At 72.6% G+C, this 23,952-nt stretch carries 19 protein-coding genes and 1 tRNA gene; 5 read left to right on the top strand and 15 right to left on the bottom strand.

Features of this window, described 5'->3' with window-relative positions; translation table 11 throughout:
* Nucleotides 1-343 precede the first annotated feature (343 nt).
* On the top strand, nt 344-2,191 hold the full coding sequence (locus tag ACWGJB_RS13945) for a sel1 repeat family protein (protein WP_453380397.1): 1,848 nt from the start codon (nt 344-346) through the stop codon (nt 2,189-2,191).
* Nucleotides 2,192-2,275: 84 nt separating this feature from the next.
* A tRNA-Met gene (locus ACWGJB_RS13940) sits at nt 2,276-2,349 on the top strand.
* A gap of 138 nt (nt 2,350-2,487) precedes the next feature.
* Here the strand turns inward: ACWGJB_RS13940 and ACWGJB_RS13935 are convergent.
* The 6 genes from ACWGJB_RS13935 to hisN form a co-directional block, all read right to left on the bottom strand.
* A complete protein-coding gene (locus tag ACWGJB_RS13935) occupies nt 2,488-3,618 on the bottom strand; it encodes an ABC transporter substrate-binding protein (protein WP_453380396.1) in 1,131 nt (376 codons plus the stop codon).
* A complete protein-coding gene (locus ACWGJB_RS13930; RefSeq protein WP_453380395.1) occupies nt 3,615-4,478 on the bottom strand; it encodes an ABC transporter permease in 864 nt (287 codons plus the stop codon). Before ACWGJB_RS13930 ends, ACWGJB_RS13935 begins: the two co-directional genes overlap by 4 nt.
* Nucleotides 4,475-5,296, bottom strand: coding sequence for an ABC transporter ATP-binding protein (locus tag ACWGJB_RS13925; RefSeq protein WP_453380394.1), 822 nt, complete (start codon nt 5,294-5,296; stop codon nt 4,475-4,477). Before ACWGJB_RS13925 ends, ACWGJB_RS13930 begins: the two co-directional genes overlap by 4 nt.
* 103 nt (nt 5,297-5,399) lie before the next feature.
* Entirely contained in the window at nt 5,400-5,819 is a 420-nt protein-coding gene (locus ACWGJB_RS13920; RefSeq protein ID WP_453380393.1) for a Fur family transcriptional regulator, read from the bottom strand.
* Between the two features lie 187 nt (nt 5,820-6,006).
* The gene (locus tag ACWGJB_RS13915; RefSeq protein WP_351745420.1) at nt 6,007-6,399 is read right to left on the bottom strand and encodes a CBS domain-containing protein; all 393 of its coding nucleotides are present in this window, start codon (nt 6,397-6,399) and stop codon (nt 6,007-6,009) included.
* 183 nt (nt 6,400-6,582) lie between these two features.
* Entirely contained in the window at nt 6,583-7,383 is an 801-nt protein-coding gene (gene hisN / locus ACWGJB_RS13910) for a histidinol-phosphatase (RefSeq protein ID WP_453380392.1), read from the bottom strand.
* Between the two features lie 250 nt (nt 7,384-7,633).
* On the opposite strand from hisN, the gene ACWGJB_RS13905 reads away from it, so the two are divergent.
* Nucleotides 7,634-8,239 (top strand): TetR/AcrR family transcriptional regulator, encoded by a 606-nt coding sequence (locus ACWGJB_RS13905; RefSeq protein ID WP_453380391.1) that lies wholly within the window; start codon nt 7,634-7,636, stop codon nt 8,237-8,239.
* A gap of 195 nt (nt 8,240-8,434) precedes the next feature.
* On the opposite strand, the gene ACWGJB_RS13900 is transcribed toward ACWGJB_RS13905, so the two are convergent.
* The 9 genes from ACWGJB_RS13900 to ACWGJB_RS13860 form a co-directional block, all read right to left on the bottom strand.
* On the bottom strand, nt 8,435-8,758 hold the full coding sequence (locus ACWGJB_RS13900; protein ID WP_360476918.1) for a DMT family transporter: 324 nt from the start codon (nt 8,756-8,758) through the stop codon (nt 8,435-8,437).
* Between the two features lie 76 nt (nt 8,759-8,834).
* Nucleotides 8,835-9,845, bottom strand: a complete 1,011-nt coding sequence (gene rsgA / locus ACWGJB_RS13895; RefSeq protein ID WP_453380390.1) for a ribosome small subunit-dependent GTPase A — start codon at nt 9,843-9,845, stop codon at nt 8,835-8,837.
* A 12-nt stretch (nt 9,846-9,857) separates the two neighbouring features.
* Nucleotides 9,858-11,210 (bottom strand): 3-phosphoshikimate 1-carboxyvinyltransferase, encoded by a 1,353-nt coding sequence (gene aroA / locus ACWGJB_RS13890; RefSeq protein WP_453380389.1) that lies wholly within the window; start codon nt 11,208-11,210, stop codon nt 9,858-9,860.
* A gap of 226 nt (nt 11,211-11,436) precedes the next feature.
* Nucleotides 11,437-12,150 (bottom strand): M50 family metallopeptidase, encoded by a 714-nt coding sequence (locus ACWGJB_RS13885; protein ID WP_453380388.1) that lies wholly within the window; start codon nt 12,148-12,150, stop codon nt 11,437-11,439.
* 201 nt (nt 12,151-12,351) lie between these two features.
* Entirely contained in the window at nt 12,352-18,198 is a 5,847-nt protein-coding gene (locus tag ACWGJB_RS13880) for an amino acid adenylation domain-containing protein (protein WP_453380387.1), read from the bottom strand.
* Nucleotides 18,195-19,082, bottom strand: coding sequence for a methyltransferase domain-containing protein (locus tag ACWGJB_RS13875; RefSeq protein WP_453380386.1), 888 nt, complete (start codon nt 19,080-19,082; stop codon nt 18,195-18,197). The genes ACWGJB_RS13880 and ACWGJB_RS13875 overlap by 4 nt, the downstream gene beginning before the upstream one ends.
* A complete protein-coding gene (locus ACWGJB_RS13870; RefSeq protein ID WP_453380385.1) occupies nt 19,076-19,834 on the bottom strand; it encodes a thioesterase II family protein in 759 nt (252 codons plus the stop codon). The genes ACWGJB_RS13875 and ACWGJB_RS13870 overlap by 7 nt, the downstream gene beginning before the upstream one ends.
* An 80-nt stretch (nt 19,835-19,914) precedes the next feature.
* Nucleotides 19,915-21,414, bottom strand: coding sequence for an ABC1 kinase family protein (locus ACWGJB_RS13865; RefSeq protein ID WP_453380384.1), 1,500 nt, complete (start codon nt 21,412-21,414; stop codon nt 19,915-19,917).
* Between the two features lie 100 nt (nt 21,415-21,514).
* Nucleotides 21,515-22,072: a hypothetical protein gene (locus tag ACWGJB_RS13860; RefSeq protein WP_453380383.1), complete on the bottom strand. Its 558-nt coding sequence runs from the start codon at nt 22,070-22,072 to the stop codon at nt 21,515-21,517.
* 362 nt (nt 22,073-22,434) lie between these two features.
* Between ACWGJB_RS13860 and ACWGJB_RS13855 the strand changes: the two genes are divergently transcribed.
* Together ACWGJB_RS13855 and ACWGJB_RS13850 are read left to right on the top strand one after the other, a co-directional pair.
* Nucleotides 22,435-23,250, top strand: a complete 816-nt coding sequence (locus ACWGJB_RS13855; protein WP_453380382.1) for an SOS response-associated peptidase — start codon at nt 22,435-22,437, stop codon at nt 23,248-23,250.
* 34 nt (nt 23,251-23,284) lie between these two features.
* The gene (locus ACWGJB_RS13850) at nt 23,285-23,917 is read left to right on the top strand and encodes an alpha/beta hydrolase family protein (protein ID WP_453380381.1); all 633 of its coding nucleotides are present in this window, start codon (nt 23,285-23,287) and stop codon (nt 23,915-23,917) included.
* Nucleotides 23,918-23,952 lie beyond the last annotated feature (35 nt).

Raw genomic sequence — 23,952 nt, 5'->3', positions numbered from 1 at the left:
GCCGGTTCTTTTTTTTTAACGCCACCGCCCGGGGGTCGATTTTAAAAATCTGCCCCCCCCTACCCAAAAGCAGGGCGGGTATCCTCTTGGATCCGGGCCTTCGTGGTGTGCGGACGGGCAGCCAACGGCGCCCGGACCGGCGGCTCGTGGTGTCCGGACGGTCGGTTCCTGGTGTCCGGACGGGCGGCGAACGCATGTACCGGTGCGTGAGGTCGCCGAGCCGCTGTGGGGAGTGGCGGGAGATGTGTTTGACTTGTCGTTCTGTGGGCATGTCGACAAAACGCTGAAGTGACCTCACGCGTTGCGGTATACCGGATGTACCCAGGTTGCAGGTGGTGCGACGATGGACGTTATGGGGGACAAGGCAACTCTGTTCGAGACAGGGCGATTTGTGCAGCCTTCGGGCGAGGAGCCGACCCGCGACGAGGCCGCCGAGGCCGCTGAAGAGGCACGACGCCGGCTCCATGCCGAGGCCGGTGACGTCGAGTCGATGAGTGTCCTCGGCGCCATGCTGCTGCGCCGTGGCGACCTCGACGGGGCCGAACCCCAGTTGCGTGCCGCCACCGCCGCCGGTGACCGCGCCGCCGCCAACAACCTCGGTGTCCTGCTGCACCAGCGCGGCTACCCGGACGAGGCCGCCGGATGGTGGCGGATCGCCGCCGTGGCCGGTTCCGCGGCCGCCGCCCACGCGCTCGGCCGGCACCACCGGGAGCGCGGCGACGAGCCCGCCGCCGAGTACTGGCTGCGCCAGTCCGCCGGGCAGGGCCATGCGCTCGGCGCCTACGCGCTGGCCGACCTCCTGGAGCACCGGGGCGACGCGGCCGCCGGCCAGTGGATGCGGGCCGCCGCCGAGCGCGGGCACCGGGAGGCGGCGTACCGGCTGGCGCGCGCGCTCGACCACAGAGCGGGCGCCGGCGAGGGCGAGGCCGGGGCCGGGGCCGACGACGGTGTCGGCGCGGAGACCGCCGCCGGGACGCCGGAGGCCGAAGAGGCCGAGCAGTGGTACCGGCAGGCCGCCGCCCGGGGCCACCGGCGGGCCGCGCTGCACCTCGGGGCGATCCTGGAGAGGCGCGGTCAGCTCAAGGAGGCCGGGCGCTGGTACCTGACCTCCGCCAAGGACGGCGAGGCGCGGGCCGCCTGCGCGCTCGGCTTCCTGCTGCGCGACGCCGGGGACACCGAGAGCGCCGCCGTGTGGTGGCTGCGGGCCGCGCAGGACGGCGACGGCAACGCGGCCAACGCGCTGGGCGCGCTGCACGCCGAGCGCGGCGAGACACAGACCGCCGAGCGCTGGTACCGCGCGGCGATGGACGCAGGCGACGACAACGGGGCGTACAACCTCGGGCTGCTCTGCGCCGAGCAGGGGCGGACCGCGCAGGCCGAGCAGTGGTACCGGCGGGCGGCCTACGCGGGGCACCGGGAGGCGGCGAACGCGCTCGCCATCCTGCTGCTGCAGGGCGGCGACACGGCCGGCGCCGAACCGTGGTTCTCCAAGGCCGCCGAGGCCGGCAGCGTGGACGCCGCGTTCAACCTCGGGATCCTCTACGCCGGGCGCGGCGAGGACCGCGTCGCGCTGCGCTGCTACGAGCGGGCGGCCGCCGCCGGGCACACGGAGGCGGCGCTCCAGGTCGGCATCGCCCGGCTGCGGGAGGGCGACGAGGCCGCCGCCGAGCGGCATCTGCGGTGCGCCGCGGGCGGCGGGAGCGCCGAGGCCGCGTACCGGCTGGCCGCCGTGCTCGACGCGCGCCGGCCGAAGGTCTCCGAGCACGAGCTCGGGGAGTCCTCGCTGCACACCAAGACCGAGTGCGAGGAGTGGTACGAGCGGGCCGCCTCACAGGGGCACCGGCGCGCCCAGGTGCGGGTCGGGATGCTCGCCGCCGCGCGCGGGGACGTGGTGGAGGCGGCGCGGTGGTACCGGACCGCGGCCGAGGCCGGGTCGCGGAACGGAGCGTTCAACCTGGGGCTGCTGCTGGCCCGGGAGGGGAGCGAGCCCGAGGCCGCCGTGTGGTGGCAGCGGGCCGCCGACGCGGGGCACGGGCGGGCGGCGTTGCGGCTGGCCCTGGTCTACGCGCGTCGTGGCGAGCTGGCGGAGGGGCAGCGGTGGGCCGACCGGGCGGTGGCGCTGGGACCGGCCGAGGTCACCGAGCGGGCGGGGCGGCTGCGGGACGCGCTGCGCGAGGAGCTGTCCGCCTGAGCTGCGTATTTCCGCAGGTCAGGTGGGCTGACAGCAATGGATTTGCATCTGCTCGCGTCCCTCACGTAATGTTCTATTCATCGACGCGGGGTGGAGCAGCTCGGTAGCTCGCTGGGCTCATAACCCAGAGGTCGCAGGTTCAAATCCTGTCCCCGCTACTGAAGGCCGAGGGCCGGAATCCAGAAACGGATTCCGGCCCTCGGTTTTTGTTCCGACGCTGCTGTTCCGACGTCGCTGTTCTGAGGCTATTGCTCAGAGGTTTCTGTTCAGAGGCTTCTGTTCGGGCACGGATGCGGCTACGGGGCGTGACCCACCGCCTCCTCGTAGAGCGCCCGGTCCACTGTCCGGGACTCGGGGAGCGGGGCGCCCTGCTCGACGCCCTGGGCCCGGTACGCCGACTGCAGACGCGTCGTCGTGCCCGCGCGGATCTCCCAGTCCATGCGCAGCGGCGGGGTCGAGCGCAGGATCGCGGGGTCGGTCTTGAGCAGCTTCGCGAGGTACGTGACGAAGTCCGGGTCCGACTTGTAGTCGTCGGCGAAGTACGTGTCGACCGTGCGGATGTAGGCCCGGAGCAGCGCCACCCCCGCGTCCACGTCGTCGGCCAGGAGCGTACGGCCGTACAGCATTCCGCCGAGCGGTTCGCCCTGCGGCTGGCCGCCCAGGAACGCGTAGCCGGCCTTGCCGGTGACCTGGCGCCACACCGGGTCCAGAAGCCAGGCCGAGTCGACGCCGCCGTTCTGCAGGGCCGTGAGGACGTCGGCCGAGCCCAGTTGCTGGTAGCGGATCCGGTCCAGGCCTCCGCCGTGGCTCGCCAGCGCCTTCTGCATGGGGTAGGCGATCACCGAGCCCTTGCCGATCATCGTGCCCAGGGTGCGCCCCGCCATCCGCACGCCGGACGCGCTATCGCCGTCTTTCAGCCGCACCCACAGGCCGCTCTTCGACTCCGGTTCGGGCGAGAAGTTGCCCGCGACCCACTTGATGTCGAAGCCGCCGCGGACGCCGTTCATCACGGCGGCCTCGGGCGCCGCCCACAGCGCGTCGATGTCCCCCTTGGCCAGCAACGGCAGCGCGTCCGGCGTGGGCAGCACCTTCAGTGTGACGTCGAGCCCCTCCGCCTTGAACTCGCCTTTGTCCAGGGCCACTTCGAGCGGGGCCACGTACTCCGCGCTCAGGGTGCCGGTCGCGATGGTGATCTTCCGGGGTTTCGTCAGCGGGCGGGCCGCGGGCTTGCCGGGGGAGCACCGGGCCGGGGTTCTCGCCGGGGAGAGGTCGGCCGGGTCGGTCCAGGACCCCTGGCCGCAGCCCGCCACCGGGCGGACCGTGCGATGCGCCGTGGCCGCCCCCGTGTCCTGGGAGTGCTGCGCCGAGCAGGCCGTCGCCAGCAGCGCCAGCGCCGCCGCCGCGACCACGTACCGATGCGCTCTCATGACTGCCCCCGTCCCCGGTCGCGCGGCGCCCACGGTGTCAGCAGGCGGCCGGCGAGCCGTATCAGCTCGGAGAAGACCACGCCCAGGACGGCGACGCAGACGATCCCCACGAACATCACGTCGTTCTGGAACAGCGCGCGCGAGTCGAAGATGAGGTGGCCGAGGCCGTCCGTGGCCGCGATCTGCTCGGAGGCGACGATCACCAGGACCGCCACTCCCGCGGCGATCCGCGCGCCGACCAGGACCGCCGGGAGCGAGGCCGGCAGCAGGACATGTCGGAACATCTGCCAGGGCGAGGCGCCGAAGACCCGGCCCGCGTCACGGTGGCCGGACGGGACGGCGATCACCGCCGACATCGTGGAGATCCACACGAAGAAGAAGACCGTGACCGCCACCAGGGCCACCTGCGGGCCCTCGCCCAGGCCGAACATGTTCAGGAAGACCGGGAGCAGGGCCAGCTTCGGTACCACGTACAGGGCGTCCAAAAGCGGCTCCAGGGCCGCCTTGACCAGCGGGAGGGAGCCCATCAGCAGGCCCAGCAGGTAGCCGGCCGCCGTGCCCACCGCGTAGCCCGCGAGCACCCGGCGGGTGGTCGCCCAGACGTCCGGCCACAGGTCGCCCGCCGCCGCCCGGTCCCAGCCGTCGGAGAGGATCGTGGACGGCGCCGGATAGACGCGGTCGTCGATCCAGGCCCGGGTCGCGGCCAGCTGCCAGAGGAGGACCAGCAGGACGGGCACGGCGGTCGCCAGGGTCAGCTCCAGTGCGCGCCGGCGCCGGTGGGTGCGGGCGGGACGGAGTTCGGCGAGGCCGGGGGCGCGGACCAGTACACGGGTCTCGCGGCCCGGGGTGAGGGTCGTCATGCCGGTACCGCCTCCTTGCGCAGCAGCTCCCACAGCTCGCTCTTCAGCGACGTGAACTCGGGGGTGTCGCGGATCCGGCCGGTGCGCGGGCGCGGGAACGGCGGGCGGTGCTCGGCGATGATCCGGCCCGGGCGGGCGGACATCACCAGCACCCGGTCGCCGAGGACCAGCGCCTCCTCCAGGCTGTGCGTGATGAAGAGGGTGGTGGTGCGCAGGGCCTGGGTGAGGTCCAGGAGCTCGTCCTGGAGGATCACGCGCAGCTGCGCGTCCAGGGCGGCGAAGGGCTCGTCCATGAGCAGGAGTTCCGGCTCCACGGCCAGGGCGCGGGCGATCGCCACCCGCTGGCGCATGCCGCCGGAGAGGGTCGCGGGGTAGGCGTCGGCGAAGTCCGCGAGCCCGAGCCGGGTCAGCCAGTCCGCGGCCCGGGCATTCGCCGCGCGGCGCGGGACACGCTGTACGTCGAGGCCGAAACGGACGTTGGCGAGGACCGTCTTCCAGTCGTAGATGCCGTAGTCCTGGAAGATCATCGCGGCCGGACGGGGGCTGTCGGACCGGATCTCCAGCCGGCCGGCGCTGGGGCGGAGCAGACCGGCCGCGATCCGCAGCAGGGTCGACTTGCCGCAGCCCGAGGGCCCGACCAGGCAGACGAACTCGCCCGGCGCGACGGCCAGGTCGAGCGGACCGAGGGCGTCGACCGCGTGGGGGGCTCGGCCGAAGGTACGGGTCAGGGCTTGGGCGTGGAGTTTCGGATGTGCCGGAGGCGGCTGATACGGCTCTCCCACGGGATCTCCTCGCAAGAGTGCGGACCCCAAGACCATATGACGGTCCGTCAGATTCGGGAACCCCGTGTACGGCGAAGACGTACGACACGAAGGCCCCGGCACTCACGGGGTGAGTGCCGGGGCCTTTCGGGAACGTTCGTCAGGCGGCCGCCGCGCAGTCCGGGCACAGGCCGCGGTACGTCACCTCGACATCGGAGACCGTGAAGCCGAACCGCTCCGAGGCGGGGAGGTCGGCCAGCGGGTTGCCGGTCGGGTGGACGTCGCGGATCGAGCCGCAGTGGGCGCAGACCAGGTGGTGGTGCGGCTGGTGCGCGTTCGGGTCGTACCGCTTGGCGCGCTTGTCCGTCGAGACCTCGAGGACCTCGCCGAGCGAGACCATCTCGCCCAGCGTGTTGTAGACGGTCGCCCGGGAGATCTCCGGCAGCTTGATGACGGCTCTGGCGTGGACCTCGTCGGCCGTCAGGTGGACGTGTTCGCCGTCGAGGACCTCGGCCACGACGCGTCGCTGCGCGGTCATCCGCCATCCGCGTCCACGCAGCCGTTCCAGAAGGTCACTCATGGCATCCAGCCTAACAGCAGGCCGACCATTTTCCGAACAGGTGTGACTTTGGAGCCGAACTCAATTTGGACCAAGTCCAATACGGGATGGAGTCGGATGGGGGCGGGTGGACCGCTTGTCGTGGGCGGGCGGGCCGGACTGCCGGGAGGTCGGGGTCCGGCCCGTTCCGTGCGCCGGACCCCGGGTGTCAGACGGGCTGCGGTGTGCGGGCCCCGACCCAGCAGCGGATGATGTCGCGGACCGACACGATCCCGGCCGGTTCGCCGCCGTCGAGGACGATCAGATGACGGAAGCCGCCGTGGGCCATCGCCCGCGCCGCCTCCTCCAGGGTCCAGGTCGGGGTGGCGAACACGACGTCGTTGGTGGTGTGGGCGTGGATGGGCTCCGTGTCCGGGTTCTGGCCCAGGCCGACGGAGTTCAGGATGTCGCGTTCGGTGAGGATGCCGATGCCGCCGGCGTCCGGGTCGTGGACGATCGCCGCGCCCACGCGACGCGCGGACATCAGGGCGGCTGCCTGGCGGAGTGTGTGGGCCGGGCCGACGGTGAGGACCACCGTACTCATGGCGTCACGGACGAGCATGGAAGGTGCCACCTCCTAGGGAACCGCGGAGATAGTTCAGCGATTCACAAGTTCACAAAGTGAGGGTTCTCATAGGGTGGCAGGTAAAGCCAGGGTCAACAAGGGGGTGCGGGTAGCCAATTGAGGGCGCACGCGCTCATATGTGCTGGTGAAGACTGCCCTGTTCTGCCTCAGAAGGCTGTTTCAGTAACGCTGGGTGAGGTATGACAGCAGTTCGTCGTGAAGCAGACCATTGGACGCGGCCGCGTTGCCGCTGTGCGGGCCGGGGCGGCCGTCCAGGCCGGTGAAGGTACCGCCGGCCTCCGTCACGACGATCGCGGTGGCCGCCATGTCCCACAGGGACAGCTCCGGCTCGGCACAGATGTCCACCGACCCCTCGGCGACCATCATGTACGGCCAGAAGTCGCCGTACGCGCGCGTGCGCCACACATCCCGGGTCAGGTCCAGGAAGCCGTTCAGCTGCCCCCGCTCCTCCCAGCCGCTCAGCGAGGAGTACGCGAACGACGCGTCGGACAGTGTCGAGACCTTGGAGACGTGCAGGCGGGAGGCGGAGGAGAGGCTGCGGCCGGTGTAGGCGCCGTGCCCCTGTGCCGCCCACCAGCGGCGGCCCAGCGCGGGTGCCGAGACCACGCCGACGACCGGCCGGTAGCCGCCCTCGGCCGCCTCCATCAGGGAGATCAGGGTCGCCCAGACGGGGACACCGCGCACGTAGTTCTTGGTGCCGTCGATCGGGTCGATCACCCAGCGGCGGGGGCCGGTGCCCTCGATGCCGTACTCCTCGCCGAGGACGGCGTCCCGTGGGCGGGCGCGCTGCAACTGGCCGCGGATCAGCTCCTCGGCTGCCTTGTCCGCCTCACTCACCGGGGTCATGTCCGGCTTGGTCTCGACCTTGAGGTCGAGGGCCTTGAAGCGGGCCATGGTGGCGGCGTCGGCCGCGTCCGCGAGCACGTGGGCGAGCCGCAGGTCATCGTGGTAGTCCGGCATGTGGCGAACGCTATCTGCCGGGGTGGGGGCGGGGCTACACGGGGATGGGCGGATACGGGGGATGTCAGAGGGAGGCCGGGGACTTGGTGGGGTGATCGTCCGGCGAGCGGGCGGAGATCGGGCGGTGGGCGGCGACCTCGGTGCGCCCGCGTGTGTTGGCCGAAGGGCGCCCCCTGGTGCCTTCGCGAACCCTTGACAGTGGGATCGTGCGCGTCAAATCTGGGCGCAGAGTCGCTCGCCCCAGGAGGCGATGATGCCTGCAGCCCGGGAGTCCCTGCTGGACGCCGCGTACACGGCGCTCGCCCGCCGCCCGTGGGCCGCCGTGCGGATGGTCGACGTGGCCGTGACGGCCGGGGTGTCCCGCCAGACGCTGTACAACGAGTTCGGCAGCAAGGAAGGCCTGGCCAGGGCGCTGGTGCGCCGGGAGGCCGACGGGTATCTCGCGGGGGTGGAGCGGGCGCTGGGCAGCCATACCGAGGTGCGGGAACGCCTGACGGCGACGGCCGAGTGGATGGCCGCGGCGGCCCGTGAGAACGCGCTGGTACGGGCGATGCTCACGGGGTGCTGGAGCGAGCGGTTGCCGTCGCCGACGCTGGCAGCGGTGCCGTCTTCCTCGGCGGTGCCGGCGCAGCGGAGGGCGGACGGGCCGTTGCCCACGCCCGGGGACTTCGTGCAGATCGTGCGGGACCGGGCGGTGGCGGCGCTGTCCGGACCGGGAGCCGTGCGGGGGAACGGTGAGCTGGCCCGGTCGTGCGAGCTTGTGGTGCGGCTCGCGCTGTCATGTGTGGCCGCACCGCCGGGGGAGGGCGGGATGGCGGAGCTGGTGCGGGGGGCGCTTCAGCGGCAGCCGGTGTGAGAGGGGGGAGGGGTGGTGCGGTTTGTGTCCCCGCGGGTGCGTGGGGGCTTGTCGCGCCCGCGCGGCGGTAGCCGCACAGCGATACAGCCCCGCGCCCCTGGGGTGGCTGCGCTTCCGTGGGCTGTGATGTGCCGGTCGCGCCCGCGCGGCGGTAGCCGCATGTTGATACAGCCCCGCGCCCCTTCGGAGCGCGGTTCAGTGGGTGGAGCCCGAGAGCTGGAGGCCGATCACGCCCGCGATCACCAGGCTGATGGAGATGATCTTCAGGGTGGAGACCAGGTCGCCCAGGAAGATCATGCCGTAGATCGCCGTGCCCGCCGCCCCGATGCCTGTCCACACCGCGTACGCCGGGCCCACGTCCAGCTTCTTGAGGGACAGGGTCAGCAGGCCGAAGCTGCCCAGGGCGAAGGACGCGAACGCGATCGTCGGCCAGAGACGGGTGAAGCCGTGGGAGAGCTTGAGGCACACGGCGAAGCCGGTCTCCAGAATTCCGGCCACGATCACCAGCAGCCACGCCATGTGCCGTCCTCCCGTAAGTCCAGCTCGGTGCGATTATGCACTTACCGAACTCGGGTCAGGACAAACAACGCGGTGGTCAGTCGCCTTCCGTGCGCTCGCGTGTCGCGAGGAGCCGGCGCAGGGAGTAGAGGCGGGCCGGGTCCGCGTGGCCCTCGGCGACCCACTCGTCCAGCGCGCAGTCCGGCTCGTCGTGACTGCACGCGCGCGGACAGTTCACGGTGCCGGGCTCCAGGTCGGGGAAGGCGAGGATCACCCGGGACGGGTCGATATGGGCCAGCCCGAAGGAGCGGACGCCCGGTGTGTCGATGACCCAGCCTTCCTCGCCGGTGAGGGGAAGGGCCAGGGCGGAGGTCGTGGTGTGGCGGCCCCGGCCGGTCACCGCGTTCACGTGGCCCGTCGTCCGCCGGAGGTCCTCGGGGACCAGGGCGTTCACCAGCGTTGTCTTGCCGACGCCCGAGTGGCCGACGAACGCCGTGATCTTGCCGTCCAGATGGTCCTGGACCACGCGGGCCGCATCCCCCGTCTCCAGTTCCTCACGGCTCGTGACCACGTAGGGGATCTCCAGGTGGCCGTACAGCTCCAGGAGCTTGTCCGGCGGGGCCAGGTCCGACTTGGTCATGACCAGGAGCGGGGTGAGGCCGGCGTCGAAGGCCGCTACCAGGCAGCGGTCGATGAGACGCGGGCGGGGCTCCGGGTCGGCCAGGGCCGTGACGATCGCCAGCTGGTCGGCGTTGGCGACGACCACCCGCTCGAACGGATCGTCGTCGTCGGCGGTGCGGCGGAGCACGGACGTCCGGCTTTCGATGCGCACGATCCGGGCCAGGGTGTCCTTCTTGCCGGACAGGTCGCCCACCAGGGCCACCCGGTCACCGACCACCGCCGCCTTGCGGCCCAGCTCGCGCGCCTTCATCGCCAGGACCGTACGGTCCTCGACCAGGCAGGTCAGCCGGCCCCGGTCGACGGTGAGGACCATGCCCTCGGCCGCGTCCTCGTGCGCGGGGCGGGTGTGGGTTCGGGGCCGGGTGCCCTTGCGGTTGGGACGCTGGCGGATGTCGTCCTCGTCGGTGTGCTTGCCGTAGCGGCGCATGGTCGTACGCCCCTAGGCCCCGTCGCTCCCGAGCATCCCGGTCCACAGGTCGGGGAAGTCCGGCAGGGTCTTCGCCGTGGTCGCCACGTTCTCGATCTGAACGCCCTCCACGGCCAGGCCGATGATCGCACCGGCGGTGGCCATGCGGTGGTCCTCGTGGGTGTGGAAGACCCCGTCGTGCAGCCTGCGCGGGCGGATGTGCAGGCCGTCCGCGGTCTCGGTGACGTCACCGCCCAGCTCGTTGATCTCCTTGGTGAGCGCGGCCAGCCGGTCCGTCTCGTGGAGACGGAGATGGGACACGCCCCGGAGGGTGGAGGGGGAGTCGGCGAGCGCGGCGACCGCCGCGATGCCGGGGGTCAGCTCGCCCACGTCACCCAGGTCGACATCGATGCCGTGGATCCGGCCGGAGCCGGTGAACTCCAGGCCGTACTCGGTCAGTTCGCAGGAACCGCCCATCTCGGTGAAGATCTCGCGCAGCCGGTCACCCGGCTGGGTGGTCCGCGACGGCCAGTCCGGGATCAGCACCTTGCCGCCCGTCACCAGGGCGGCGGCGAGGAACGGCTGGGCGTTGGAGAGGTCCGGCTCGACGGTCAGGTCCCGGCCGAGCAGGGCGCCCGGGGTGACCCGCCAGACGTTCGGCTCACCGCCCGACTCCGGGGTGTCCACCTGGGCGCCGACCGCGCGCAGCATGTCGACGGTCATCCGGATGTGCGGGAGGGAGGGGAGGCTCGCGCCGATGTGGCGGACCTCCACGCCCTGGTTGAACCGTGGGCCGGAGAGCAGCAGGGCCGACACGAACTGGGACGAGGACGAGGCGTCGATCGACACCGGGCCGCCCTCCAGGGCGCCGCTGCCGTGCACGGTCAGCGGGAGCGCGCCCCGGCCGTCGTCGTCGATGCGGGCGCCGAGGGCGCGCAGGGCGTCGATCACGCCGTGCAGGGGGCGCTCGTAGGAGCGGGGGTCGCCGTCGAAGCGGATGTCGCCGGCGGCGAGAGTGGCGACGGGCGGGAGGAAGCGCATCACGGTGCCGGCGTTGCCGACGTCGACGGTGGCGGGGCCGCGCAGGCCGGCGGGGAGCACGCGCCACGCCTCGCCGGCGCCGTCGGGGCCGCCCACGACGGAGGAGCTGGACGACACCGTCTCGTCGATGCCGACGCCCATCGCACGCAGGGCGCCGGCCATCAGCAGGGTGTCGCGGGACCGGAGGGGCCGGCGCAGCCAGCCGGGTTCGGAGGCGAGGGCGGCGAGGACGAGGGCGCGGTTGGTGACCGACTTGGACCCCGGCACGTGGACCGTCGCGTCGACGGCCCCGCTTGCGTGGGGGGCGGGCCAGAGGGCGGTTGGTGCGGTGGGGTTTGCGGCCATGGGGTCACTTTAGTGCGCGGCCGGGGTGGGAGTGCGGGTCGCTCCGCGGGGGAGGCCGTTGTTCGGGTGCGGGTCGCTCCGCGGGGAGGCCGTTGTTCGGGTGCGGCGCCGTGGGGGCTGGTCGCGCAGTTCCCCGCGCCCCTTGGTTGGCTGCGCCTGCGTCGGCTGTGCCGCTTGGTTGGCTGCGCCTACGCCGGCTGCGCGGGCGTTGGGTGGGATGTGGGGTTCACGGTGCGAGCAGCCAGCGGCCCCCGCCGATCAGGGAACACAGCGACACCGCGTGGAACAGGAACAGCCACATGCCCGCCGGTACATGGGTCAGGCGGGACAGCTGGTCCGCGTCCGAGTCGCCGGCGCCGCCCCGTGACCGCTTCGCCTGGAGTTCGAAGGCCGGGCGTACCCCGCCCAGCAGCAGGAACCAGACCACCGCGTACGCGAACGCCGCCTGCACCTGGGGCCCCGCCAGCCAGGACACCAGCAGGAAGGCGCCGCCCGTCAGGAACACCGTCAGGACGCCGTACGCGTTGCGGATCATCACCAGCATGGCGATGAGCAGGGCCGTCGCGACCCACAGCAGAAGAGTGATGCGGCCGGCGCCGAGCAGGGCCGCGCCGCCCAGGCCCAGGAGCGGGGGCGCGGTGTAGCCGGCTGCCGCCGTGAGGATCATGCCCAGACCGTGCGGCTTGCCCCGGCTAACCGTGAGGCCGCTGGTGTCGGAGTGCAGCCGGATGCCGGTGAGCTGGCGGCCGGTGAACAGGGCGACCAGGCCGTGGCCGCCCTCGTGGGCGATCGTGATGGCGTTGCGGGATATCCGCCACACGGTGTGCGGGACGACCACGGCGGCCGCGGCGGCGAGTGTCGCGATCACCACCCACAGGTCCGGGTCGGGCTGGGTGCCGGTCAGCTCGCCCCAGAGAGAGGTCGCTGTGCTGGTGTCCATGGTCTGCGGTCGTTCCCTCTCGTCGTACGGAGTCGGCAGTCTGACACGTATGTATGTGTGGTCGGCATGCCAACGGCCATGAGAGAGGGAACGTCCCCGGATCACCGTCCTCGCGCCAGGATCACTGTCCGCGGTCGCGGATCACTATCCGCGGTTCCGGATCACTATCCGCGGTTCCGGATCACTGTCCGCGGTCCCGGATCAGACCGCGCCGCTCACCTCCCCGCGGCGCCGGTCCACCGCCTTCGCCAGGTCGGCGACCGTCCGGGCGGTGAATACCTCGCGCAGGCTGATCGAGATCTGGAAGCGGTCACGGATCCCGGCGATCAGCCGGGTCGCGGCCAGCGAGTGCCCGCCGAGGTCGAAGAAGTTGTCCTGAACGCCCACCCTGGGCACGTCCAGCAGCTCGCCCCACAGGGCGGCCAGCTGGTGCTCGGTGGGGGTGCGCGGAGCGACATAGCCGGTGGTGGTGCCGGTGGCCTGCCGCGGGGCCGGCAGCCGGCGCCGGTCCACCTTGCCGTTGGCGGTGAGCGGCCAGCTGTCCAGGGTCAGGACGTGCTCGGGGACCATGTGGGCGGGCAGCCGCTCGCGGAGCCAGCCGCGCAGCCGGTCCGGGAGGGGTGCCTCCTGCGGTGGCACGGGAGCGGCCGTACGGTCCACCCGGCCGCCGACCAGGGTGTGCACCAGCAGATGGCGGTCGCCCAGGGCGAACAGCGCCTTGAGCGGCTCGAAGTCGAGTTCGCCGATGGGGCACAGGCCGACGTCGGTGCCCGCCGCCCAGTCCATGAGGAGCTGCCCCATGTAGCCGGCCTCCAGCAGGCACAGGTCGCGGGCGAGCGAACCGTACAGCGGCTCGATCGCCGCCAGGTCGGCGACCAGGAACAGGGTGAACCCGGCGGCGTCGACGAGGGCGCGGTTGTGCCCGGCGTGCACCTCGGCGCCGATCGTCGCGTCCTCGCCGAGCAGCACCACGGCGTCGTGCCGCGGGTCGACGTAGTACGCCCCGGGCGCCAGGTCCGCCACCGCACCGGGCTTCACGTGCAGATACGTCTGGACGGGATACAGGCCGCCGGCCGACGGATAGCGGCACTTGGCCAGCCCGTCCACCTCGTCCTGCCCCAACAGGCCCAGACCGGAGGCCAGTTCGGCGAGGGCGACCGGCGCGCCGAGGAACGCCCGGTCGCTGCGCCGCCGTGACGGCTCGGCGGGCACCCGGGGCAGTGGGACCCGGTGCCGGCCCGGCTCCCGGCGCAGTCCGTGCCGGGCCAGCTTGAACTCCGCCCGGGCCAGCGGGTCGAGCAGCGTGATGCCGGCCCGCCGCCCGGCCTCGAAGTCGGCCGTTCCGTCCCGCCTGCCGGGGATGACATAGGCGACCAGACCGTCATGGCCGGGCCGGTCCGCGCCGGAGGTGGCGGCGACGACCGCCGAGCCGACCTCGGGATGGGCGAGCAGTGCCGACTCGATCTCGCCGGGTTCGATGCGCTGGCCGCGGATCTGGACCTGGAAGTCGGCCCGGCCCATGAACTCGATGGTGCCGTCCGGCAGCCACCGGCCCAGGTCCCCGGTGCGGTACATCCGCTCCCCGGTCCCCGGGTGCGCCACGAAGACCGCGTCGGTGCGCTCCGGGTCGCGCCAGTAGCCGTCGGCGAGGCACACCCCGGAGACGTACATCTCGCCGGTGACCCAGTCCGGGCAGTCCCGCAGCCGCTCGTCGAGCACGTGGTAGCGGACGTTGGCGATCGCGGTGCCGTACGGGATGCTCCGCCACTCGGGGTCGGTCTCGCCGACCGGGAACCAGATGCTCCACACCGTGGTCTCGGTCGGACCCCCGATGGAGACGACCTCGACGCCCGGCACCAGCTCGCGCAGCCGGCCCGGTACGGGGAGCGGGATCCAGTCGCCGCCGAGGATCACCAGCCGGAGCGGGGCCGGGCGGGCCCCGCTCTCCAGGAGCATCTCCATCATCGCCGGGACCGAGTTCCACACCGTGACCCGATGGCGGGCGATCAGCTCCGCCCAGTGCGCCGGGTCGCGGCGGTCGGCGGCGGCCGGGACGGCCACGCTGCCGCCGGCGCCCAGCAGCCCGAAGAGGTCGAAGGCCGACAGGTCGTGGTGGAGCGCCGTCACGGCGAGGCAGCGGTCGGCCTCGGTGACCCGGTAGGTCTCGATCGTCTGCACCAGGCAGTTGACCAGCGCCCGGTGCGGGACCATCACGCCCTTCGGTTCGCCCGTCGATCCGGAGGTGAACATCGTGTAGACGAGGTCGTCCGGGCTGCCGGGCGCCGGCAGCGGGGTGTCGGCGACGGCGGGCAGCGGCTGGTCGACGCAGAGCCGCGGGCGCCCCTCCAGGTCCACGTCGAGGTGCGACTGGGTGAGGACGAGCGCCACCTCGCCACGGTCGAGCAGCTGCCGCACGCGCAGGGCGGGCAGGTCCGGGTCGACGGGCAGATAGGCGGCACCCGAGAACAGCACGCCGTAGGCTGCGACGACCTGTTCCCAGCCCTTCTCCATGACGATGGCGACGAGCTGTCCGGGCCGGGCGCCGTGCGCGTGCAGCCAGCGGGCCACCTGCCGGGAGGCGTCGGCGAGTTGGGCGTACGACAGGGTCCGGTCCGGGGCGATCACGGCGGGGGCGTCGGGGCGGAGCGCGGCCTGCCGTTCGAACAGCTGCTGCACCTGGAGGTCGGGGACGGGGCGTTCGGGGCCCGCGTGGGTGTGTTCCGGCAGGGCGAGCGGTGCCGACCGCGTCCAGGCGTCCTCGTCGGTGGCGAGCCGGTGCAGCAGGGCCGTCTGGGCGTCGAACATGGCGTCGACCAGTCCGTCCGGGAAGAGCGCGTCGACCGAGTCCCAGTTCAGCAGAAGTGCGCCCTCCTGCTCATGGGCCTGGCAGTCCAGGGTGACCTGCGGCGTCTGCGAGATGGTGAACACCGGGGTGAGCAGCCGTTCCAGCGGGGTGCGCTCCGCGGCGGCGAAGGCGAGGTTGCTCGTCATCACCACCGGCATCAGCGCCCGGTCGTAGCCGCCCTGCAGGCGCATCAGCTCGCGCAGCACCTCCACCCCGCTGACGGCCGCGTGCCGCAGATCGTCCCGGAGCCGCCGCTGCACCTGCCGGGCCCGTTCCAGGAAGGTCTCGGCACCTCGGTGGTCGATCTCGAGGAGCGTGAAGGAGGCGAACTGGCCGAGCACCTCGTCGTACGACGTGTCGCGCACCGGGCGGGTCAGGCGCGGCACGTTGAGCGTGAAGTGGCGGCTGTTGCTCCAGACGGCCAGCACCTCCGCGTACACCGCCAGCAGCAGGGCGCTCGGGGTCAGCCCGGCCCGGCCCGCGCGCTCCTTGAGGTCCTGCCAGGTCCCGGCGGACAGCACGGTGTCCCGGCGCGCGAAGCGCGGTACGTCCACGGCCGCGGCCCGGGCCGGCAACTGCGGCGCCGGGGGCAGTTCCGGCAGCCGGCGCCACCAGTAGTCGTGGGCGCGCCGGTACTCGGAGGTGTCCCTGCGCCGGGTCTCGGCGTGCACGTGGTCGCGGAACGAGCGGGCGGGGGCGGGCGGTTGTGCGTCGGGCTCGCAGTAGAAGCGGGACAGGTCGTCGAAGAGCAGCCGGCCGGAGGAGAAGTCGGCGATCAGCGAGTCCACGCTGAGATGGATCCGCAGGCCGTCGTCCAGCCGGGTGGCGGCCACCTCGAACAGCGGCCACCGGTCGGCGGGCCGCACCTCGTGCGACAGCCGCTCCCGCACGGCCGCAAGCCCGGCCTCGGCCGCGTCCTTCTCCCGCCCGCGCAGGTCGGTCACCCGGATCTCGTAGGGCGGCACCTCGGGCAGGATCCGCTGCTCGTTGCGGTCGGGCAGCATGACCGCGCGCAGCATCTCGTGCCGGTCGATCACCCGCCGCCAGGCGTGCTCGAATCGGGGCAGGTCGAGATCGGGGGCGTCGAACTCCACGTACACGTGGGTGGAGACGCTGCCCAGCTCGAAGGTGCCGGTGCGACCCAGGCAGTAGGCCTGCTGGGTGTCGGTCTGGGGGAAGGGGGCGTGCGGGTCGTCCGGCGGAGCCGAGGCCGAGGCCGGTGCCGGTGCCGACGTGGACCGGGGACGTTCCCCGACGGCCGTCGCGAGCGCGGCGATGGTCTGGGCGTCGTAGAGCATGTCCTCGGAGAGGGAGATCCCGAGGTCCTGCTCGATCCGTCCCGCGAGTCGCAGCATGGCCAGTGAGTCCAGGCCGAGCCCCGGCAGCGAGTCCTCGGGCCCGGGCCGCCGCCCGGAGGCGGGGGCGAGCGAGGCGACGAGGTCGGTCAGATAGTCCTCCACGGACGCCCCGTCGTCGTCCTCCACGGCCGCCCCGTCGGCCCACTCGCCCACCACGCTGAGCGACCCGGCGACGAACGCCGCCCGGGTGGCCCGGCGCCGGATCTTCCCGCTGGACGTCTTGGGCACGGTCGAGGCGCGGACCAGGACGAGCCGGTGCAGCCGCACGTCGAACTCCGCGGTGATCGCCCGCGCGACCGCACCCGCCACCTCGGCCACGGGCGGCGCGGCCACCCCCCGCCGCACCTCCGCGACCACGACCAGCCGCTCCACACCGTCGCCCTCGTCGATGCCGACGGCGGCCGTGGCGTTGGGCCGCAGCGCCGGATGGGCGCCCTCCGCGCAGCGCTCGATGTCCTGCGGATAGAGATTGCGGCCGCGCACGATGATCAGGTCCTTGCTGCGCCCGGTGACGAACAGTTCGCCGTCGTGCAGGAACCCGAGGTCGCCGGTGCGCAGGAAGGGGCCCTCGCCGCTCGCCGTACGGGCGCCGAAGACGGCCGCGCTCTCCGTCGGCCGGTTCCAGTACCCCTGTGCCACGTTCGGACCGCCGACCCAGATCTCCCCGACCTGCCCGGGCCGGCACGGCGTCCCCTCGGCCGGATCGACGACGAGCAGCCGCTGTCCGTCGACGGCACCGCCGCACCCCACGACGGTCCGGCGCTGTCCCGCACTGCCGGGCACCACCCGGTGCGCCTCCAGCGCGGCGGCGTCCAGGGTGACGGCGGCCGGGTCGGTGAGGTGCTCCCCGCACGACACCATCAGCGTGGCCTCCGCCAGCCCGAAACTGGGCCGCAGCGCCTCCCGGCGCATCCCCCAGGGGGTGAAGTGCGCGGCGAACCGGTCGAGGGCCGCGGCCGGCACCGGCTCCGCGCCGACCACCACCGTCTCCAGACCGGCCAGGTCGAGCGGCGTCCCGGCGGCGGGGTCGACGCGCTCGACACACAGGTCCAGGGCGAACGGCGGTACGGCGGACACCGTGCCGCCGTACCCGGAGATGGCGCGCAGCCACTGCACCGGGTCCAGGACGAAGGTGCCCGGGGCCATCAGCACCCCGGGGAAACCGCCGAACAGCGGCTGGAGGATGCCGCCGATGAGCCCCATGTCGTGGAACGGCGGCAGCCAGCTGACCAGGCGGGAGTCCTCCGTGGTCCGCAGCCGCCGCTGGATCTGGGCGGAGTTGTGCAGCAGATTGCCGTGCGAGACCATCACGCCCTTCGGCACGGCGGTGCTGCCCGAGGTGTACTGCAGGAAGGCGAGGTCCTCCCGGCCGGCGCCCGGGTCCGTCCAGGCGTCGGGGTCGGCGGTCGGGGCGGCGCCGGACAGCCAGGCGACGGACCCCACTTCGCTCAGGTGCTGCCGTGCGCCGGCCGTGCCCCGGTCACCGGCGAGCACGGCGGCGGGCGCCGCGTCCGCGGCGATCGCCCGCAGCCGTGCCGCGTTGCGGGCATGCGGCGGATACGACGGTACGGCGACCAGTCCGGCGTACAGGCAGCCGAAGAACGCGGTCAGGTAGGCGATGCCCGGCGGATGCAGGATCAGCACCCGGTCACCGGGAGAGCAGCTCGCCTGTAAGGCCGCCGCCACCTGCCGGGCTCGGCGGTCCAACTGGGCGTAGGTGAGGGTGGATTCCTCCGTGCCGTGGCTGTCGAGGAAGACGTACGCCGGCCGGCCGGGCTGCTCCGCGGCGCGGGTCCGCGCCAGGTCGACGAGACTGCGCGGGACGGTCTTGAGGGGGGTGTTCATGCTGGTCCTCCGGTTTCCGACGAGGGGTCGATCTCGTCCGAAGAGCTGGGCGTTCCCGATGAGTCGGGCACACCTGATGAGCCGGGTTCTCCCGATGAGTCGGGCACGCCTGATGAGCCGGGTTCTCCCGATGAGTCGGGCACGCCTGATGAGCCGGGCTCTCCCGACGGCCCGGGCTTCTCCGCCCGCACCCACCGGGTGGGCACCCACGGTCCGCTCCACCACATCCGGTGGCCGACGTCGGCGCAGGTGACGTCCCGGGCGCCGGCGGCGAGCAGCAGGTCGCGGTACTGGCCGGTGTGGAGGATGTCGACGACTAGCAGCCGGCCGCCCGGCCGCAGCACCCGGTACGCCTCACGCACCGCCTCCCCGCGGCCCCGCGCGTCGGTGATGTTGTGCAGGGCCATGCTGGACACCACGAGGTCGAACCGGCCGTCCTCGAAGGGGAGTTGCCGCATGTCGGCGGTGACCAGGTCGATCCGGTCGGCGACCCGCTCCCGGCCGGCGTTCTCCAGCGTGGTCCCGGCGCGGTTGCCGGACTGGTCGACGGAGCGCCACAGGTCGACGCCGGTGACCCGGCCCCGCGGTACCCGGCGGGCCACCGCGGTCAGCACCGCGCCGCGTCCGCAGCCCAGGTCCAGGACCTGTTCGTCGCCGCGCAGCCGGAGCCCGTCAAGGAGCTCCTCCCAGACCAGGAACTTGCCGCGCACGCTGGCGTGCAGGAACAGCCCGGCCGGCGCGGCCGTCACCGCCGGGATCCGCAGCAGCCAGCGGGGCGCCCCCGCGGCGACCGCCACCAGCGGCAGCACGACCGAGCCGCCCAGCCCGATCAGCCAGCCGGGCGCGTCGACGCCGTACCGGCCCTTCCCGGCCGCGCCTACCACGCCAGCTCCCCGGCCACGAAGGCCAGGACCTGCGGGGCGGCGGCGAAGACGAAGAAGTGGTCGCCGGCGAAGACCCGGACCCTGACGTCGGTGCCGAGGTCGCGCCAGCGCTCGACCTCGGCGGGTGCGGCGGCGGGGTCGTCGGACCCGCCGAGGGCGATCAGCGGGATCCCGGGCCGCAGCACCGCGGCGGCCCGGTAGGTCTCGGCGGCCTCGAAGTCCGCGCGCAGCTGGGGCAGGACGAGCGCGAGCCACTCCTCGTCGGCCAGCAACTCCGGTGGAATGCCGCCGAGTCGCCGCAGCCCGGCCACGAACTCGCGGTCCGGGAGCGGGTGCATGGCGGGAGTGGAGCGCGGGACATGGGGCGGCACGCTGCCGGAGACGACCAGCGCGGCCGGCGGACGGCCGGAGTCCTGGAGGGTGAGTCCGAGTTCATAGGCGAGCAGGGCGCCCATGCTGTGGCCGAACAGGACGTACGGCAGCCCTTCGGCCCGGCGGGCGAGCGGGGCCGCGAGTTTCTCCGCGAGCCGCACGACCGATGTCTCGGCGGGTTCCGTCATACGGATCTCCCGCCCCGGCAACTGGACGGGGACGACCTCGGTGCCGGGGCCGAGCAGGTGCTGCCAGGGGCGGAACACCGAGCCGCCGGCGCCGCCGTGGGGGATGCAGAAGAACCGGACACGGGGAGGGGACGGCCGGGACGCGCCCGGCAGGGCGTGCGGGAACCACGAGGGTGCTGTTGTGACACACACGGGCAGACAGAGACCTTCGGTTCACGGGTGACGGGTCACGCCACCCGAAGGGGACGGGTGGGAGAGACGGCGGCGGGCACTCACGCCCGGCGCCGCCGGTGGTCCAGGTAGAGGGCGAGGGCACCGAGGGCGAGCGCCACGTTCGGGCCGGATCTGCCGCCCTGGGACCGGGTCGGCACGACCTCGCTGAACTGCACCTTGAGGGTGCGGTCGGCGATGTCGTCGTTCAGCGCGCGGAGCTGTTCGGCGGCCCCGGCCTGGGTGAGGGTGGCCTCCAGGAGACGCCGTGCCGACTGCTGCGGGGAGGCGGTCTCGCGCACCATGTGCAGGACGATGCGGGGGACCTCGCGCTGGAAGACGTCGACCAGTGCCAGCTCGGGTGCCAGACAGCGCACCGAGCCCTCCAGGTTGGCGAAGGACTTGCCGAGCAGCGAGACCGCCGGGCAGGAGGCGATGCCCCGGCGGGTGGACTTCTCCAGGACGCTGGTGAGCGTGATGCCGAAGTTCAGCTCGTCCAGGGAGGCCGTCGCGATCTTCGGCACGAGCGCCGCCATGTCCTGGGAGAAGCCGGGGATGTCCGACCACGGTGTGGTGCGGCCCATCTCCACCCAGGCCTTGGCCAGGCCGTGCCCGTCGTTCTGGGCGACGGCCATGAGCACCAGCAGCAGCCGCATGCTGGTGCGCTGGTCGATCCGGCCGATCATGCCCCAGTCGATCAGCGTCGCCTCCCCGTCGTCGGTCACGAAGACGTTCCCGGCGTGCGGATCGGCGTGGTAGATGCGCTCGATGAAGTAGCTGCGGTACATGAACGCGATCAGTTCGCGGCTGACGGCGAGCCGGTCACGGTCGCGCAGCGAGGCCGGGTCCGCCTTGCGCACGGAGACCCCCGGGGCCATGGACTGCACCAGGACCCCGGGGGTGGCGGCCAGGACGCCGGGCACGGACAGCCGCGAGAAGCCGCGCAACGCCTCGCGCGCCCGGTCCATGTTCGCCGCCTCCTTGGTGAAGTCGAGTTCCGGCTCCATGGCGTCGAAGACCCCGCCGAGCATGGACTCGACATCCACGACCGTGCTGAACCGCGGGGCCACCCGGGCGGTCAGCCGGGCGGCCTGGCGCAGCAGTGCCATGTCCGTCAGCACGGTCTCCCGGATGCCGGGCCGCTGTACCTTGATCACCCCCGGCCGGCCGTCGGTCAGGGTGACCCGGTGCACCTGGGCCAGGGAGGCGGCGCCGAGCGGGCGCTCGACATCGATGTCGTCGAAGTACCGCTTCCAGTCCGGGCCGAGATTCTGCTCCAGGACGGGTTCGAGTTCGGAGAACGGCTGGACGTCCACCTCGTCGTGCAGGTTCTGCAGCTCCTCGATCATGATCGGGGAGACCATGTCGGGCCGGGTGGAGAGCATCTGACCGATCTTCACGTAGAAGGGCCCCAGGCTCTCCAGGGCGCCGCGCACGGCCCTGGCCCGCCGCCGCTCCCGCTCGTCCGGGGCGTCGGAGGGCGGGGCCGCTCTGGTCTCGCCGACGACCTGTTTCAGTACGGCGGCTACCGTCCGCATCCGGCTGCCGGTGCGCGGGGCCATGAACGGGGTTCCTTCCGGTGGCGCGCGTACCGCGACGGAGTGCGGGTCCGTCGCGGCACGCCGGCGGGCGGGGCGTGCGAGGGGGGTGAGCCGGGCGGCTCTACGGCTTCCTGGGCGCGCTCTTGGTGACCGCTCCGATGGCTCCGGCCGCGCCGAGCAGCGGCTCCACCGCCTTCAGCGCGTCCATCAACAGGCCGACCACATCGGACAGCTGCTGGATCTGCTGGGGCAGCGCCGCGAGTTGCTGGGGGAGCGCGCCCAACTGCTGGGCCAGCTCCCCGGCCGCCGCCAGCGGGGCGCCGACGGTTCCGGTGAGGGCGGCGACGGGCTGCTGGACGGCAGCGGCGGCACCGCCGAGCCCGCCCGGCCCGGTCAGCCCACCCAGCCCGCCGATCCCGCCGGCTCCGCCGGACAGCAGGGCGAGGGCCGCGAGATTGCGGTTCTTGTTCTTGTTCTTCTTCTTGTTGTCGTCGTCCTGGAGCAGGGACATGGCCGAGAGCGTGCGCAGCGTGTCCCCGGGCATGGCCGCTAAGGCGTGCGCGGGCAGGCCGAAGGGCAGATCGTCATCGTCGTCCCGGTCGAGCAGGTCGTCCCAGGCCTTCTTCCAGTCGTCGGCGACATCGCCGTAGAAGTCCTTGATGGTGTCGATGGTTCCCACAGGAGTCCTTCCTGGTGCTGAGTGCTGAGTGCTGAGTGCTGAGTGCCGTGCCGCGGCAGCCCACGGCCAACCGCCGGCCGAGGGGCGGGGAGGGGAGGGGAGGGGAGGGGAGGGATGCGGGAGAGGTATCACCGCTGAATGTCCGGAAAAGGCATCCGAAGCGTTGAAAAACTTAGCAAGACGCACGGTAAGGAGGGAAGTAATAGAATTTTGCACTACTTGCGGATGTTTGCCTGATCTGTATATCGGCCTGAGCCATTGACCAGCACATATGCCAGAGGTGCGTGCCCCACCCCGGGTGGCCCGGCGCTGATTCCGTCGTCCCGGCTTCAGCCCTGGGAGTGAAATGTAGGGTTGTGAAGATGTGCGGACGGTACGCGTCGAGTCGTAGGCCCGAGGACCTGGCCGGAATCTTCGAGGTCGAGAAGTGGGAGCCCGAGGAGGCTCTGCAGCCCGACTACAACGTGGCCCCCACCAAGGAGGTCTACGCGGTTGTGGACCGGCCCCTGAAGGACGCGGACGACAAGCGGCCGGTCCGTCAGCTGCGCAGGCTCAAGTGGGGGTTGGTGCCGTCCTGGGCCAAGTCGCCCGAGGGCGGCGCCCGGATGATCAACGCGCGGGCCGAGACCGTGCACGAGAAGCCGTCGTACCGCCGCGCCTTCGCCGCCCGCCGCTGCATCCTGCCCGCCGACGGCTACTACGAGTGGGTCACCGCCAAGGAGGAGCGGGAACTGGAGGTCGAGGGCAGGAAGAAGCGGCCGCGCAAGCAGCCGTACTTCGTACTCCCCGCCGACGGCTCGGTGTTCGCCATGGCCGGGCTGTACGAGTTCTGGCGGGACCGGACGCTGCCCGACGAGCATCCACTGGCCTGGTGGGTGACCTGCTCGGTGATCACCACGGAGGCGGAGACCTCGCCGCTGGCGGTGGCGCCCGCCGAGGGCCCGCGGTCGCTGTTCGACATCCACCCCCGGATGCCCCTGATGCTCACCCCGGACCGCTGGGACGCCTGGCTCGACCCGGCCCGCACCGACGTCGAGGAACTGCGCTCGCTGCTCGCCCCACCGCCGGGGGGCCTGATGCGGGCCTACCCGGTCGCCACGGCCGTCAGCAACGTCCGCAACAACGGCCCGGAACTGCTGACCGAGCTGGAGGCACCGGAAGAGAGCACACTCTTCTAGCCGCTGCGGCCTTCCGCTCTTCTAGCCTTCTGGCGTGACCACTTCGAAGATCGTCGGTACGGAGGCGGGGGACGCCCGCATCACCTGGCACGAGGCGGAGAAGGCGCGGCTGGTGCTCGCCGTGAGCCATGGGGCGGGCGGTGGCATCGAGGCCCGCGACCTCCGCGCGATCGCCGCGGTGCTGCCTGGGCACGGTGTGACCGTCGCGCTCGTCGAGCAGCCCTGGCGGGTCGCCGGCAAGAAGGTCGCCCCGGCGCCGAAGACGCTGGACGTGGGCTGGCGGGGCGTGTGGCCGGCGCTCGCCGCGCCGGGGCTGCCGGTGGTGTCCGGCGGGCGCAGCGCCGGAGCCCGGGTCGCCTGCCGTACCGCCACGGAGCTGGGCGCGGCCGCCGTCCTCGCGCTCAGCTTCCCGCTGCACCCGCCGGGCCGCCCGGAGAAGTCGCGGGCCGGTGAGCTGCTGGGGGCCGGGGTGCCCACGCTCGTCGTCCAGGGCGGCAACGACCCGTTCGGGAAGCCGGCCGAGTTCCCGGAGGGCGACTACCGACTGGTCGAGGTGCCGGGCGCCGATCACGGGTTCGCGGTGCCCAAAAGGGCAGACATCGAGCCGGAACGGGCAGTGACCATCATCACGGACGCCGTCGTCGAGTGGATGGCGATCCTCGGGTGACGCCCGGGAATGTTGCGCGGCGGACCCATGTTTAA

This window comes from Streptomyces sp. NPDC054813 (assembly GCF_053611365.1).
The sequence above is the reverse complement of the archived record's forward strand: the minus strand, read 5'-3'. Positions and strand labels throughout refer to the sequence as shown.